The organism is Nonomuraea aurantiaca, from assembly GCF_020215705.1.
Classification (GTDB): Bacteria; Actinomycetota; Actinomycetes; order Streptosporangiales; family Streptosporangiaceae; genus Nonomuraea; species Nonomuraea aurantiaca.
On the sequence record NZ_JAIWNB010000025.1, the window covers coordinates 15,654 to 28,679 of the forward strand.

Below are 13,026 nucleotides of genomic sequence, written 5' to 3' on the forward strand. Positions count from 1 at the left end.
AGGCTCGTTCCCGTCGTGCTGGGCGTCGCCGTGCGCTGGTTCTTGTCGGCGCGCCCAAGACGGATAACTGCAGTCGATCTGATCTTGGCTGAACGTCACAGCGGGCGCGCCGGTCCGCCGCAGGATGCGTCAGAATCTCAGACGCGGGTTTGGGCGCTGTAGCCGTGGTACGCGATGCTGCTCCCGGTGTACGCCCACACGTGAGCCCTGATCAGAGTCCCGCCGGGAATGCTGTGCCGGCAGGTCGTGAAGTCCCCATCGGCCGCCGTGCACTGGAAGACCTGGACCCACTCACCCCGGTAGAACTTCTCAATGCTGCCCCTGATCCGCCAGCCACCGCGGTCGGTGAAGTCCACGACCTTCAGGTACGGACCTCCGCTATCGCCGTAGTGAGCCTCGCCGTAGGTGCTTCCGCCGCCCTTGGTGGCCGCGACGACGTCGGCCATGATCTTCGACAATTCCTGTGGGGCTGCTGCCTGAGCGGGAGGAACGGCCAAGCCGAGAGCAAGGACCGGTGTTGCGAGAGCGAGAATCAGTCTGTACTTCACGATCTCTCCTTAGGTTGTGCGTTTGTGCGCTGCAGCCTTCCCGGCCGCCACAAAGTTGATCATCGGGGTGGATCGCCCTGTATGTCCAGACTCTGTGGAACCAGCCGCCCCGGTGACGATGCCCGCCGTCTCCCGCACGCGCAGTCTCGAGCGGCAGTCGGGGTCCGTCGGTTTTCGAGGTCGCCCGCACGGATTTTCACGCTCGGCCGCACTCCTGTCCGAGCGCGACGAGACGTGCGCCGGGGAACGAGCTATGCACCGTCGTTGCCATCGCGCAAGGAATGGATCATGCTCCGCAGGATCCGGAACGCGTCTGACTGCTCGGTCTCGGTCATGCCGGCCAGCATTCTGACCTCGACGGACCGGACGGCTACGGTCGCCTTCTCGAGGCTCCGTCGGCCGCGAGGCGTGAGCCGCGTGGGAAGAACCTTCCCGACGGGTGCCTCCGCGGGCCTGGTCACGTAGCCGTCTCGTTCCAGGGCCTGGAGCAGCACGTTCATCGTCTGCCGGGTCACGAACGCGCCCCGCGCGAGCTCGGAGTTCGACAAGCCCGGTCGTTGAGCCAGCAGCTCGAGGCAGGAGTAGTGCGTCACGCTCATCCCGAGCGGCCGCAGCACCTCCTCCATGGCTGCGCGGAGGGCGCTCGACGCCTCCTTCAGCAGGTAGCCCAGTGACGTCTCCAGGTCGACGCCGACACCGTTTTGACTCATGTCAGTATTCTGACATAGATTCTCCTGTGTCAGAAATCTGACACGAAGAGAAGGAGCATCATCATGCCCGCCACCGGCCCCGACTTCATCTCGCTCCAAGCGCGCGACCTGGACGCTTCGCAGGCGTTCTACGAGCGGTACCTCGGCCTCGTCCGCTCGCAGACCGGACCTCCGCACGCCGTCGTCTTCGAGACGAAGCCGATCGCGTTCGCACTCCGCGACATCGTTCCCGGCACCGATCTCGCATCCGCTGCTCAGCCCGGCATCGGTGCCGCGATCTGGCTCCACGCCACAGACGTCCAAGCCATTCACGATGCCCTGGTCGCCGACGGTCACACCATCGTCTCCGCACCGATCGACGGCCCCTTCGGCCGGACATTCACCTTCGCCGACCCCGACGGCTACCAGATCACTCTCCACGACCGCGCCTGACAGGCCAAAGGCCACCGGACGATCACCGGCCCCCCGAGACCGCGGTTGCGCCCGAGGCTCGAGAATCCAGGCGACGTTTGTTTACCAAGGGTGATCACTTTTCCGGCTCTTGCGGAGGGCGACACGCCTACCCGGCGAGTCAGGGGCTGCTGGTGGTGTGCGGCAGCGCGTACGAGTTCGCGAACGCCCTGACCCGCGAGGTCCTCTACGCCACCACCCGGGCCCCCACTCGCCTGGTCTACCAGCGGGAGGCTCAGGGCCAGGTCTTGGCCTCGGACTCGAACACCGCGCGGTCGCTCTCCACGGGCAGCACGCACATGAGATGACCGCCGGGGACGCGCAGGGTGCGGCACTCCTGCTACTGCGCCACCTCACTCGCGCCCAGGGCGAGCAGGCGCCGGGTCTCCGCTTCGACGTCGTCGGTCTCGATGTCCACGTGGAAGCGGGGCGCGTCACGGAATCCGGCGTAGCGGGGTTCTCCCAGGTCAGTGAACCCCAGCTCATGCGCACCCCGGACGACGGCATCCCGCGCAGCCGCTTCCGCCCGCCGGTGCACGTCTCGATCTGGAGCTAGCCTCTCAGCGCCGCGCCCGGACGTAGGCCCGGATAAAGAAAACGGCGAACCCGGCGGCGGCCGTGGCCAGGGCGGTCATGGCCTGCACGTTGTCCATGAGCGCCGCATAGACCGCCAGCACGAGGGAGACCGCCGCGCCCGTCAGGGAGACCTTCCAGAAAAGGGGCGGCGCGGGCGGCCGTGGAGGGCGGCCGGGAGGCATGATCGTCACCCTTCCCATCCTGTCTCACAAGCCGATCGGGTGCGCGGGCCGATTCCGCACTTCCGGCTCGCAGAATCGTGAGCGCTCGGCCGAACACGCGCTCAGCCAGCCGCCTACGAGCTCGGCGGTAGCGCGAGTGGATCCTCTCAGCTCGGCGGGGCCCCGAACGGGCGCTATCCCCTACACCGCGCACTGGGTGAGGACTTACGCTGCACACCATGTTTCCTCCAGTAAAGATCATCTCCGGTGGGTTGGAGATTCGTGAGTTCGGGCCGCAGGATGCTGTACCTGTGGCGGCATTCGTGGCGGCCGGGGATCGAACGGCGCTGCCGCCGGGCTCCCCTGGGGCGGTCGCTGACGTGGACGGGTGGCTGACTGACAAAGTGCACCAGCGGCGACTGGACGGCGAGGGCGTACACCTGGCGATAGTGGAGCAGACCACCGGCAAGATCGTCGGCAGTATCGGGTTGCGGGACACCGACTGGGAAGCTGGTTGCACCGAGATCGGTTACGGAATACACGCCAGTCAGCGAGATCGCGGCTATGCGACCGAGGCAGCGCGCGCGGTTGGACAGTGGGCGCTTATCGACGGCGGGATGCGGCGCGTGCAGTTGCACTCCCGCCTCGACAACGCCGCTTCCCTGCGGGTGGCCGAAAAGGCCGGATACCAGCGGGAGGGCACACTGCGGATCGCCGAGCGGGAGGGGTGCGAGGCTCATGACCTGGCCGTCTTCTCGATGATCGCCATGGGGGCGACCGCCGACAACCACCCCACGGCTGAAGACGCCGACAGAAGGTCATCACTGTAGCGATCACGTGATGGGTGCGACGCGACATCACCGCATACGTCAGGTGCCTGGGACTGCGTCAGGTACGACGGGACGCCTGACCTAAATTAGCCGACGTAGGGGTTGCCACCGAGCCAGGTGGTGCCGTCAATCAGTTCGCGCACCGCGTCCAGGTGGCCGCTGTGGCAGGCGACTTCGGCGAGCACATGGATCATGATGTGTCGCACGTCGGGCAGCCGCCAGGTCGGCCAGATCTCCACAGGCCAGGCGGCGGGCTCCTGCTCGGGCTCGGCGGCGGTGAGGACGATGTCCGCACGCGCGATGGCCGCCCGGTAGTCGGCGAAGACCTTCTCGGTGCTCATCCAATCGGGTACGTACCAGTGCGCCTCCCCGCCTGCCGCGAGCTGTCCGGCCACATCCGGTTCGCCCGCGATCACCCCGGGAAACCAGAAGCGTTCGACATCCAGGGTGAGGTGGCGCAGCAATGCCAGGCAGCTCCAGCCGCTGGGCAGCACCGGCCGTCGCAGATCCTGCTCCGAGAGTCCTTCGAGGATCCCGAGGACGTGCTCGCGCTGATGGTCCAGGGCGCCCTTGAGGGCGTCGAGTTCGGCGTTCACCGGGCGGCGCACAGTTCGGCGAGGCGTTCCAGGGTGCTCGCCATCTGCGTCTGCCACCAGGCGCCCCCGCTGTCCACTTCCGCGCGTTTGTCCTCCGGCATGCGCGAACCGTCGAAGGTCTCGATCACGACCGTCGCCCCGGCTCTGTCCGGGAGCAGATCGAAGATCCACCGGTGGCCCCACGCGGCCCCGGGCACGGGTGTGTCCGGGTGCACGAGACCACGGCGTCGGAGACGCCACCGCGTAGCATCCCCGAGCCGTCGAGGTCCGGATGCTGTCCGGGGTCGGCCAGGATCCGGAAGATCTCCTCCGCAGGGGCCTCGATGCGCCGGAACGCCACCACCACGGCCTCGCCTGTCGTAGTTGTCATCCGCGCGCCTCCGTCAACCGCAGAGCATGAACCCGACTCCGATCGGGACGCTACACCGGGGGTACGACAACGCTTCGCCGAGGACGTACGGGCCCCGCCCCGCGCAGACTCCCGCTGAACCAGTACCCCATGCCGTCGGTTGGACGGCGATCAAGGACTGACCCAGCTACCCGGCGAACCGCCGCAACGATGGCCGTTGCCGCCACCACCGCAGACCCCTCATCCACTTCCAGATCGTCCGCGGACTCCGCCGCTGGTCGGGTCCTGCGGATCGCAGAGCATCTCGGTCTCGTTGCCGATGCTGGAGGGTGTCGCTGCGTCGATTCCGATATCGGGCGCGCCTGGGTGCCGCCTTCTGCGCGTTTCGCGAAGGTTCACGCCCCCATCACGCCATGGTCGTTACGGGGGGTTGGCCAGCGATCTAGCGTCGTGAGGCCCGATAGACCTGATGCAGCGGAGCCTCCTCATGCACCTTCGTCATGTCCTGGTGAGCCTGGCCTTTGTGCCCGCGCTCGCCGCGCCAGTAGCTGCCCACGCGTCAACGGCCGACGGTCCCGGCGTGCTGCCCCAGAAGACTCACTTCGACCTTCAGGCCCACCGCGGTGGCATCGGCATGACGACCGAGGAGTCGCTGGAGGGGTTCGGTAAGGCGATGCGGCTCGGTGTCAGCACACTGGAGCTGGACACCCATGTCACCAAGGACGAGAAGGTCGTCGTCAACCACGACCGGCAGATCAGCGCCCAGAAGTGCCGCGACACCGCACCGGTCACGCCCGGCGATCCGCTGTACCCGTACGTCGGAAAGTACATCAAGGACCTGGCCCTGGCTCAGATCAAGACCATGGACTGCGGGTATCAGCAGTTGCCCGGTTTCCCTGAGCAGGAGCAGATCAAGGGCTTCCGGATGATCGAGCTCAAGGACGTCTTGAACCTCGTCAAGAGCTACCGCGCCAAGCAGGTCACGCTCAACATCGAGACCAAGGTCGAGGCGGGCGCGCCCGAGCAGACCGCGCCTCGCGAGTTGTTCGTCCGCCGGGTTTTCGAAGAGATCCACACCTCGGGGATCGAGCGCCAGGTCACCATCCAGTCCTTCGACTGGGGTGCGTTGCTGGAAATGCACCGGCTTGCACCGACGTGGCCGCTGGTGGCGCTGACGAACTACGACTTCCTTCAGATCGGCAAGCCCGGCGCCTCCCCGTGGCTCGGCGGCATTGACGTCGACGACTACGAAGGCGATTTCGTGAAGGCGGCTGCCGCCGTCCCTGGCGTCACGGCCCTCTCTCCGAACTACGGCTTCCCGCAGAGTGGGAAGGTCGGTGACCCAGGCTTCCGCTTCTACCCCGATCAGGCGATGGTGTCGGAGGCGCACGCCCGGGGCCTGAAGGTCATCCCGTGGACCTGTGACGACCCCGCCACCATAGAGGCCCTCATGGACATGGGCGTTGACGGCATCATCACGAACTACCCCAACCACGTCCGGCAGATCATGGCCGACCGCGACATGCGACTGCCGAAGGCCTACCAGCCCCGCTGACTCCCTCTCGGGCACGCGGCATTGTTCCGCCTACCGAGACTGTTCCCGTCAGCCTTCCAGCTCGCCATCCACGGCGTCACCCAACAAGACGCGGGCGTCGCCTCCGCCGTGATCAACGCCGCCACCCAGGTCGGCAGCTCCATCGGCACAGCCATCCTGAACACGCTCGCGGTCACCGCCACCGCCACCTACCTCGCCACGCACCGCACCGCCCCGAGCCTGCATCGAGCAGCGCTCGTCCACGGGTACTCGACCGCGACCGCCTGGGCCACCGGCCTACTCGCGGCCATGGCCGTGCTCATCTACCTCCTCATCCCCGGACGACGACAACCCATCGAGCACAAGCAGACGACCCACGCACAGACAGCGAAAGAGGAAAGTTAAATGTCCATCCAGCTCAATCACACCATCGTCCCTGCCCGTGACAGGCATGCTTCCGCCGGTTTCCTCGCCGGCATCCTCGGCATACCTATCAGCCCTGACGTCGCCCGGTTCACCCCGCTCACCGCGAGCAACGGCGTCACCCTCGACTACATGAATCTCGCCGACAACCCCATACAGCACTACGCGTTCCTGGTCTCCGAGGACACCTTTGACGCGACGTTCGAGCGGATTCGTGCGGCCAGCCTCACTTTTTGGGCCGATCCCCATCGCCGACAGGAGGGCGAGATCTACCGTTCCCGCACCGGCGGCCGCGGCGTCTATTTCCCTGACCCCGACGGCCACCTTATGGAATTACTCACCCGCGACCTGACCGGCCGGGCGATCTAGTGGCCTGTCACGCAACCTTGGACAGGCAACTGGTCCAGCTTCGAATGAGTCAGCTGGCGGCGAGCTCCGGGCGCACGACCTCAGCCACGTCCAGATGGACCGTGTGTGCTCCCGGCGGGAGCCCGCCCGAACCTCCTGGGCTGCCAGCCGCCCCGCACGGATAACAAGCCTGTGAGCAGGGCAGACTCACCCCTGTCGGGTCCTCTTGCGGGGAGGAGACCACAGATGGACCAAAACAAGGTGACGGAGTTCCTGGGCAGGGCCGTGAGCGACCTGGGGGCGACCGAGGCGGCGGGCTCCGTCGTGATCGGTCACCGGCTCGGCCTGTATCGCGCCCTCGCCGAGGTGCCCGCGACTCCCGAGGAGTTCGCCGAGCGCACCAGGTGCCATCCGCGCTACCTCACCGAATGGCTGCGTGGGCAGGCCGCCGGCGGGTACGTCGGCTACGACGCGGCGACGGGCCGGTCCTCGCTCTCGAAGGAGCAGGCGTACTGCCTGGCCGACCCGGCCGGTCCGAACATACCGGCGGCGTACCTCATCGCGCTGGGCATGCTGCGCGCCGAGCCGCGCATCACCGAGGTGTTCCGCACGGGCGCCGGCTTTGGCTGGCACGAGCACGTGGAGGACGTCTTCGTCGGGTGCGACGCGTTCTATCGGCCGGCCTACGTTGACCGCGCTGGTGTCGAGCTGGATCCCGGCACTCGATGGGATTGAGGAGAAGCTGGAGGCGGGGACCGTGGTCGCGGACGTCGGCTGCGGCCTCGGCTCGTCCTCGATCCTCCTCGCGCAGTCGTACCCGCGTACCACGGTCGTCGGCTCGGACTACCACGCCGAGTCCATCGAGCTGGCCCGCGAGCATGCCGCCGAGGCCGGGGTGGCCGACCGGGTCGACTTCGAGGTGGCCACCGCGCACACCTTCACCGGCACCGACTACGACCTGGTGACGATGTTCGACTGCCTGCACGACATGGGCAACCCGCTGGGGGTCGCCCGGCGGGTGCGGGGAGCGCTGGCTCCGGAGGGCGCGTGGCTGCTGGTCGAGCCGTACGCCGCCGACGCGGTGGAGGAGAACTTCACCCCCGTGGGGCGGCTGTACTACAGCGGGTCCACGTTCCTCTGCGTGCCCAACGCGCTGTCCCAGCCGGGCGGCTACGCGCTGGGCGCGCAGGCGGGCGAGGCGAGGATCCGCGAGCTGAGTCGCGAGGCGGGCTTCACCCGGTTCCGAAGGGCCCCGGAGACCCCGTTCAACCTCGTCTACGAGATCCGACCGTAGGGGGATCAGCCCGCCGTGTGGCGGCGCGATGATCTGCTGGGCGGTGATCATGGGCTGGTTCGCCGCCGCCGAACGCGGCCTGGCCATGGGCATCCGCCGACCGCCCAACCCCTCGGCGTCGCGGTCGCCGCGCTGGCGCTGCCGAGCCTCGCACTGGGCCTTTCGGTCGCCCTCTCAGAGGCCGAAGAATCCAGAGGAACCGGAGAAGACAGAGAAGAAGGCCAGGCCAATGGCGACCGCGATGAGTCCGATGACGATTCCGCTGTAGCCGACGCCGACGTCGTCCGCGGGCATGGCGCTGGTCGGGTCCTGCGGGTCGTAGAGCACTTCGGTCTCGTGGCCGATGCCAAGTCCGGAGGTGGTCGCTGCCTCGGTGGTGATTTCCCGCCCCTCCACGGTCGTGAAGGTCAGAACCGGCCAATGTGTCGCCCTTAAGCTGTCCCCCTGCCCCACGAACGTGGTCCGGACGTCGCTGACCACGCCTGGCACCCGCTGCGCCTGTCGGGCGAACTGCTTGCCGTCGATGATTCCCTTGATCGACTTTAGAATGATCAATGCCCCAAACGCCACGAACAGCAGCGGGAAGTACGGGAACAGATCTTCCAACGTGGATCTCCTTGGGTCGCCTGCATCGTAGAACGTCCTAGAGGACCGTAGGTTCCCGCCGTCAGCCGATGAGGAACGCGTAGCGGTGGCTCTAGGTGGTGCGGTCACCCGCACTGACAAGGTCGGCGCCCAGCACGGTCATGTGTTGGCTGCCTTGCGCAGGATTCCGTGCCGCCGAACCGGCCAGAGGTGGTCGCGAGCCTAACCTGCGCAACAGTTGGTGTCCCTTCCAGATGAAGTTGTCGGAAGGGGCAGGCGCTGACCTGCGGCACGACACCTGGGCCCGGACGGCTTCGAGGAAGTAGTGGAGCTCAGCCTCGGCGCCTGCTGTGCCCGCCCTCTTCACGGACGACAGGGCGAAATGGTGTCATCTCATCCACGAATCGGCACGTCAAAGGCCTCGGCGGAAAACTCCAGTCCTTCCGGCACACTTTTGACCCTGGTCAGCTTCACGTCGAAGGGCAGATCCCCCTTGAACGGGATCGGGTAGGAGATCAGCTGTGCGATCTGGTCAGGCACGGGCACGCCCTGGATCTTGTCGGCCTGGAGCTTGATCCTCCCGTCGGCGACCTCGACGCGCATCTCGGCGTTGAACTTCACCTTGTCCGCGCCGATCGTTACCTCCCCCGAGGCCGTGAGCCGTCGCCCGTTGCCGCCGATCTTCACGCCACTCGGCGCGTATTCGTCGATCGTCGCCCTGGTGAGGGTGCCGCTGATGCTCACGCGACCTGCCTGGACACGGGCTTGGTTCTGCAGGACATCGGTCAGGGGCGCTGTCACGTCGTACGCGGCGCCCCGCAGGTTCCTGACCGGCACGCCGCCGTAGCTGAAAGTGCCGAGATTGAACCGCACCTCTGGATAGCGCCCCGAGACGGCCTGCGTGAGAAACGGGATGCCCTCGATTGACACAGTCGGCGTGCCGGAAAGGCCGGCAGTGGCGGCGATTCTGTTCGCCAGGTCGCGCTCGACGTTCGTTACGGCGACTCGGTCGATGATGAGGAAGACGACGAGCGCGATCAGGAAAACGATCACCTTGCGCATGGGGGACTCGGCATGCGTCGGCGGCCGCGGAAGGTCTTGGCTGCCGTTCCAACATCACTCATCCGTCGATGACCCGCTTAACGCCGGCGTCCTAGAACGGAAGGCGGCGACCAGAAAGCCGGCCGACCCCAGCCCCAACAGCGCGACCCCCCACAACCCAACCATCATGAGCTGGGGGAACATCGCCAGCATGACCGGCGAGAGCACCACCACGCTCCTGCGCCCTACCGGAGACTGTGCGGCCACTCCGCAGACCACCGCACACAGCCCGAGCAGGAGCAGTTCGGGCGGCACTCCGACCTCCCGCAGGGCAGCCTCCAGCTGCCATGTCACGACGACCACCGCCAGAGCCGCCCCGGACCACGCTAGGATCCGCCCGCGCCCCACCAGCGACAGCCCTTGACGCGGCTGCGCCACCCCCGTCAGCACCGCCGCCACAAGCGCGAAAGAGCCAACGATCCCGCCGAGGGCCACCCCCATATCCAAGGAGAAGCCTGTGGCCGACAACATCGCCGCGGCGGACATGCCCGCGCTGAACAGGAGTGTCCAGATCCACGCGACCGCCGCAGCAGGCCAGCGGCGATTGGTCCAGGCCAGGAAGACGATCAGGATGCCCATCAGAAGCACCTCACCGCTGATGTGCAACTGAATCTGGTAGATGAGCAACACTATGGGACCGACCACCGCCACGACACGCATCGCATCCCGCCACTGCGCCATGGACTCCGGCCCGAACGCCCAGCGCGCGCGGATCGCGGCGGCCCCCTTGACGAGGTCGAGGGTGTCACGCGGCTCCGGACGACTCTGCCCTGGACGTGCCGACTCCATCAACACATTGAGCATCTCCTCCTCGTGCCGCTCGCGGTGCTCGCGCGGGTACCAGCGGAGAAGACTGCGGTAACGCCGTTCGAGGTTGCTCACGCGACACCTCCGGCGGGGCGCGTGTGCAGCCGGGCGGCGGCGGTCCTGGCGTTGCGCCGCAGCCGTTCGACTTCGGCGGCCAGACGGGCGCCGCCCTCGTCGGTGAGCCGGTAGTAGCGCCGCAACCGCCCGCCGACGATCTCCTCCCGGTCCTCCGCGATCAGGCCTTCGGACTGGAGCCGGTCCAGGGCGGCGTACAGAGTCCCGGCCCGCAACCGGACCTCACTCTCGGAGATGCGCTCCACATCGGTGATGATGCCGTAGCCGTGCTGGGGCTCGGTGGCCAGCGCGGTGAGTATGAGGAACGAAGGCTCCTGCAAAGGGCGTAACTTGGACACATGATCTTTATATACCGATAGTCGGCATATTGGAAGGATCTAGAAGTCGATTCCGATGTCCTCGGCGAAGCGGCGTACTGACGCCTCCATCCCGCCGGCCAGCACGCGCAAAGCCGTAGCTCGCGCGCCACGAGGCAGACCTGCTCAAAGCGGGATACCACGTCGAGCCTGATCCTGGTGATGATGAGGTGCTGCGGGTGTGGGAGGCCTCCCTACCCAGTACCCCTGAAGATCAGCGAGTCCGGCGGCGGTGGGTGGGATCGGCTTCGGCGGTGATGCGGGCGTAGGTCTTCTCGCCCAGGCGGACGTAGCGGCCGAGGCTGGCCAGGTGCTGGTGGTGGCTCTTGGCTGTAATTCGGGCGCGATGCGGCCGGCGTGCGCGAGATGCTGCAACGCACTGTGGCGGAGGTGGTGCAGAGACCACCTTGCCCGGGTTTTCGCATGCCGTGGGTCGTGGGGCCGCTCCAATCGGTTCAGTCGTTCCTGCCTGGCCTGAAATTCTGCGGTCGGCCGCGGACACGTAGGAGTTGAAAGCCCGCAGCGTTCGGAAGGTCTTACGAGGATGACGCGTGAGTGAACAAGATGATCGGTCCCGGTTTGAGGCGGTGTACCGGCGAACCTATGAGCAGATCCTCGGCTACGCCGTGCGGCGGTGTTCCTCTCCCGAGGACGCCGCCGATGTTGTGGCCGAGACCTATGTGATCGCCTGGCGGCGGATGACCGAGCTCCCGGACGGCGAGGCCGGCAAGCTCTGGCTGTACGGCGTGGCCCGGCGGGTCCTGGCCAACCACCACCGTAGCGAGCGGCGCAGGCTCACCCGGCACGCCGAACTCACCGACGAGATCGAACACCTCTACGCCGCTCCCTCCCACCACAGTGAGCAACACGGCGTGGATGAAGCCATGGACCTGCTCGCCGACAGCGATCGTGAACTGCTGGCCCTGACTCTCTGGGAGGGGCTCGATCCCGGCGAGATCGCCACAGTGCTGGACTGCTCCCGCAACGCCGCCCGTATCCGCCTGCACCGGGCCCGCAAGCGCTTCGCCAAGGCCCTGGAGAAGACCCGCCGCCCATCGGCCGCCGGTTTCGCGTCACGGCCGCTCATCGAGAAGGAGTCAGGGTGAACAACGACCAGATCTTCAAGGACCGGGCGCGAGTGCTGGATGAGGACTTGGCCGGCCGGGCGTCCACCGCGGGGGCGGACGCGCTGCTGGCGGAGATCGTCTCGCTGGAACGCGTTCCGGCCCGGCGACGGCTCCTGCCCTCCCCTGGTCGTGCCCTGCTCGGCCTGGCCGCGGTCGCCGCCGCGGTAGCGGTCATCGCTCCAGTGATGCTGTCTGACCGTACGATCTCTGTCGCGCCTCAGCCCAGCACGTCGGTATCCGCGACGGCCGAACCGACCGCCCGGCAGATCCTGCTCGCTGCTGCCGTCGCCGTGGCGAAGGCCCCTGCGAGCGGCGACTACTGGCGCACCGCGACCGTCAACCAGTGGATGTTGACCGACCCCACCCGCAGCTATGTGCTCGAGGGCAGCCGGTCCCTTGAGACCTGGCTGGCGAAGCGGCCGGATCTGCAGTACTGGCGCATCCGGCAGGATCTCGGCATCAAGCCCGCGACCCCGCTGGACGAGGCCGCCTGGCGGGCCGCGGGGGCGCCCACCAGCTGGCGGTACCCCAAGAACATGAAGACGGAGAACCTGTTCTCCGTCCCATCCAGGCCGCTGGAGGCGGCGGCAGGCGAGCGAACCGCCGAACGGCTTTACGGCAAGTGGAAGGGCTCGGCCGGTGACCTGGCAGGGGAGGACATGTCCTGGAAGGAGGTGCGCGCGATTCCGAGCGAGCCCGACAAGCTCCGGAGCTACCTGGAAGAGCGCATCGGCCGGCTGGAGCTGGCCGGATCCGGTATGGACGTGGAGGAGGCGAGGGCGTACATCCTTCTGCGGGACTGTGTGGGCATTATCAGTGGCCTGCCGGCCTCGCCCGAGGTTCGGGCATCCGCGTATCGGATCCTTGCGTCTCTGCCCGGCATACGGGCCGAGGGGGAGATGACCGATCCGCTGGGCCGGCGCGGGCAGACGCTCAGCTATCAGGAGGAGATAGAGCCGAACCTGTTCACCCAGGTTCAGCTCGTGGTCGATCCCGGCACCGGCCTGCTTCTCGCCGAGGTGAGGACGAACACCACCAAGCTCGCGAACGGGCGGCAGGCGGAGCTGCGTCTCTCCACCTCGTTCCGTGCGATCGGCTGGACCGACGAACGTCCAGAACTGCCCACGCATCGGAACTGAGCGGCTCACCAATCCGC

General features: G+C 67.2%; 21 protein-coding genes. 10 read left to right on the forward strand and 11 right to left on the reverse strand.

The features are described 5' to 3' along the window. Positions 1–137 precede the first annotated feature (137 nt). Together LDL49_RS41835 and LDL49_RS41840 are read right to left on the reverse strand one after the other, a co-directional pair. Positions 138–548, reverse strand: a complete 411-nt coding sequence (locus LDL49_RS41835) for a hypothetical protein (RefSeq protein WP_225300255.1) — start codon at positions 546–548, stop codon at positions 138–140. Positions 549–799: 251 nt separating this feature from the next. After that, positions 800–1,258, reverse strand: coding sequence for a MarR family winged helix-turn-helix transcriptional regulator (locus LDL49_RS41840; protein ID WP_138720978.1), 459 nt, complete (start codon positions 1,256–1,258; stop codon positions 800–802). A gap of 63 nt (positions 1,259–1,321) precedes the next feature. Here LDL49_RS41840 and LDL49_RS41845 point away from each other — a divergent pair, with 63 nt between their 5' ends. Beyond that, positions 1,322–1,690, forward strand: a complete 369-nt coding sequence (locus LDL49_RS41845) for a VOC family protein (RefSeq protein WP_225300257.1) — start codon at positions 1,322–1,324, stop codon at positions 1,688–1,690. Positions 1,691–1,842: 152 nt separating this feature from the next. Further along, a complete protein-coding gene (locus tag LDL49_RS41850; protein WP_225300259.1) occupies positions 1,843–2,016 on the forward strand; it encodes a hypothetical protein in 174 nt (57 codons plus the stop codon). A 32-nt stretch (positions 2,017–2,048) separates the two neighbouring features. Here LDL49_RS41850 and LDL49_RS59430 read toward each other — a convergent pair whose 3' ends face one another. Together LDL49_RS59430 and LDL49_RS41860 are read right to left on the reverse strand one after the other, a co-directional pair. Beyond that, on the reverse strand, positions 2,049–2,246 hold the full coding sequence (locus tag LDL49_RS59430) for a VOC family protein (protein WP_225300261.1): 198 nt from the start codon (positions 2,244–2,246) through the stop codon (positions 2,049–2,051). Between the two features lie 22 nt (positions 2,247–2,268). After that, on the reverse strand, positions 2,269–2,475 hold the full coding sequence (locus LDL49_RS41860) for a hypothetical protein (protein WP_225300263.1): 207 nt from the start codon (positions 2,473–2,475) through the stop codon (positions 2,269–2,271). A gap of 242 nt (positions 2,476–2,717) precedes the next feature. Between LDL49_RS41860 and LDL49_RS41865 the strand changes: the two genes are divergently transcribed. After that, positions 2,718–3,275, forward strand: coding sequence for a GNAT family N-acetyltransferase (locus tag LDL49_RS41865; RefSeq protein ID WP_225300266.1), 558 nt, complete (start codon positions 2,718–2,720; stop codon positions 3,273–3,275). A gap of 86 nt (positions 3,276–3,361) precedes the next feature. On the opposite strand, the gene LDL49_RS41870 is transcribed toward LDL49_RS41865, so the two are convergent. Genes LDL49_RS41870 through LDL49_RS41875 form a run of 3 tightly spaced genes read right to left on the reverse strand, consistent with a single transcriptional unit; the run spans position 3,362 to position 4,241 of the window. After that, positions 3,362–3,871, reverse strand: a complete 510-nt coding sequence (locus tag LDL49_RS41870; RefSeq protein ID WP_225300268.1) for a DinB family protein — start codon at positions 3,869–3,871, stop codon at positions 3,362–3,364. Next, positions 3,868–3,999, reverse strand: coding sequence for a hypothetical protein (locus LDL49_RS57565; RefSeq protein ID WP_263656192.1), 132 nt, complete (start codon positions 3,997–3,999; stop codon positions 3,868–3,870). Before LDL49_RS57565 ends, LDL49_RS41870 begins: the two co-directional genes overlap by 4 nt. Further along, on the reverse strand, positions 3,996–4,241 hold the full coding sequence (locus LDL49_RS41875; RefSeq protein WP_225300270.1) for an SRPBCC family protein: 246 nt from the start codon (positions 4,239–4,241) through the stop codon (positions 3,996–3,998). Before LDL49_RS41875 ends, LDL49_RS57565 begins: the two co-directional genes overlap by 4 nt. A 466-nt stretch (positions 4,242–4,707) precedes the next feature. Here LDL49_RS41875 and LDL49_RS41880 point away from each other — a divergent pair, with 466 nt between their 5' ends. The 5 genes from LDL49_RS41880 (at position 4,708) to LDL49_RS41900 (ending at position 7,819) form a co-directional block, all read left to right on the forward strand. Further along, positions 4,708–5,775: a glycerophosphodiester phosphodiesterase family protein gene (locus LDL49_RS41880; RefSeq protein ID WP_225300272.1), complete on the forward strand. Its 1,068-nt coding sequence runs from the start codon at positions 4,708–4,710 to the stop codon at positions 5,773–5,775. Between the two features lie 21 nt (positions 5,776–5,796). After that, the gene (locus LDL49_RS41885) at positions 5,797–6,159 is read left to right on the forward strand and encodes an MFS transporter (protein WP_225300274.1); all 363 of its coding nucleotides are present in this window, start codon (positions 5,797–5,799) and stop codon (positions 6,157–6,159) included. Continuing rightward, a complete protein-coding gene (locus LDL49_RS41890; RefSeq protein WP_225300276.1) occupies positions 6,160–6,546 on the forward strand; it encodes a VOC family protein in 387 nt (128 codons plus the stop codon). A gap of 225 nt (positions 6,547–6,771) precedes the next feature. Continuing rightward, complete coding sequence (locus LDL49_RS41895) at positions 6,772–7,260, forward strand: hypothetical protein (protein ID WP_225300278.1); 489 nt, start codon at positions 6,772–6,774, stop codon at positions 7,258–7,260. Continuing rightward, positions 7,226–7,819, forward strand: coding sequence for a class I SAM-dependent methyltransferase (locus LDL49_RS41900; RefSeq protein ID WP_225300280.1), 594 nt, complete (start codon positions 7,226–7,228; stop codon positions 7,817–7,819). Before LDL49_RS41895 ends, LDL49_RS41900 begins: the two co-directional genes overlap by 35 nt. A gap of 174 nt (positions 7,820–7,993) precedes the next feature. Here LDL49_RS41900 and LDL49_RS41905 read toward each other — a convergent pair whose 3' ends face one another. The 4 genes from LDL49_RS41905 to LDL49_RS41920 form a co-directional block, all read right to left on the reverse strand. After that, positions 7,994–8,425: a DUF3592 domain-containing protein gene (locus LDL49_RS41905; RefSeq protein ID WP_225300283.1), complete on the reverse strand. Its 432-nt coding sequence runs from the start codon at positions 8,423–8,425 to the stop codon at positions 7,994–7,996. 372 nt (positions 8,426–8,797) lie between these two features. Next, positions 8,798–9,466, reverse strand: coding sequence for an LmeA family phospholipid-binding protein (locus LDL49_RS41910; RefSeq protein WP_225300285.1), 669 nt, complete (start codon positions 9,464–9,466; stop codon positions 8,798–8,800). A 54-nt stretch (positions 9,467–9,520) separates the two neighbouring features. Then, complete coding sequence (locus tag LDL49_RS41915) at positions 9,521–10,387, reverse strand: hypothetical protein (protein ID WP_225300286.1); 867 nt, start codon at positions 10,385–10,387, stop codon at positions 9,521–9,523. Further along, the gene (locus LDL49_RS41920; protein WP_225300288.1) at positions 10,384–10,725 is read right to left on the reverse strand and encodes a PadR family transcriptional regulator; all 342 of its coding nucleotides are present in this window, start codon (positions 10,723–10,725) and stop codon (positions 10,384–10,386) included. The genes LDL49_RS41915 and LDL49_RS41920 overlap by 4 nt, the downstream gene beginning before the upstream one ends. 569 nt (positions 10,726–11,294) lie before the next feature. Between LDL49_RS41920 and LDL49_RS41925 the strand changes: the two genes are divergently transcribed. After that, the gene (locus LDL49_RS41925; protein ID WP_225300290.1) at positions 11,295–11,849 is read left to right on the forward strand and encodes an RNA polymerase sigma factor; all 555 of its coding nucleotides are present in this window, start codon (positions 11,295–11,297) and stop codon (positions 11,847–11,849) included. Continuing rightward, complete coding sequence (locus LDL49_RS41930; protein ID WP_225300292.1) at positions 11,846–13,009, forward strand: CU044_5270 family protein; 1,164 nt, start codon at positions 11,846–11,848, stop codon at positions 13,007–13,009. The genes LDL49_RS41925 and LDL49_RS41930 overlap by 4 nt, the downstream gene beginning before the upstream one ends. The last annotated feature ends 17 nt before the right edge of the window (positions 13,010–13,026 follow it).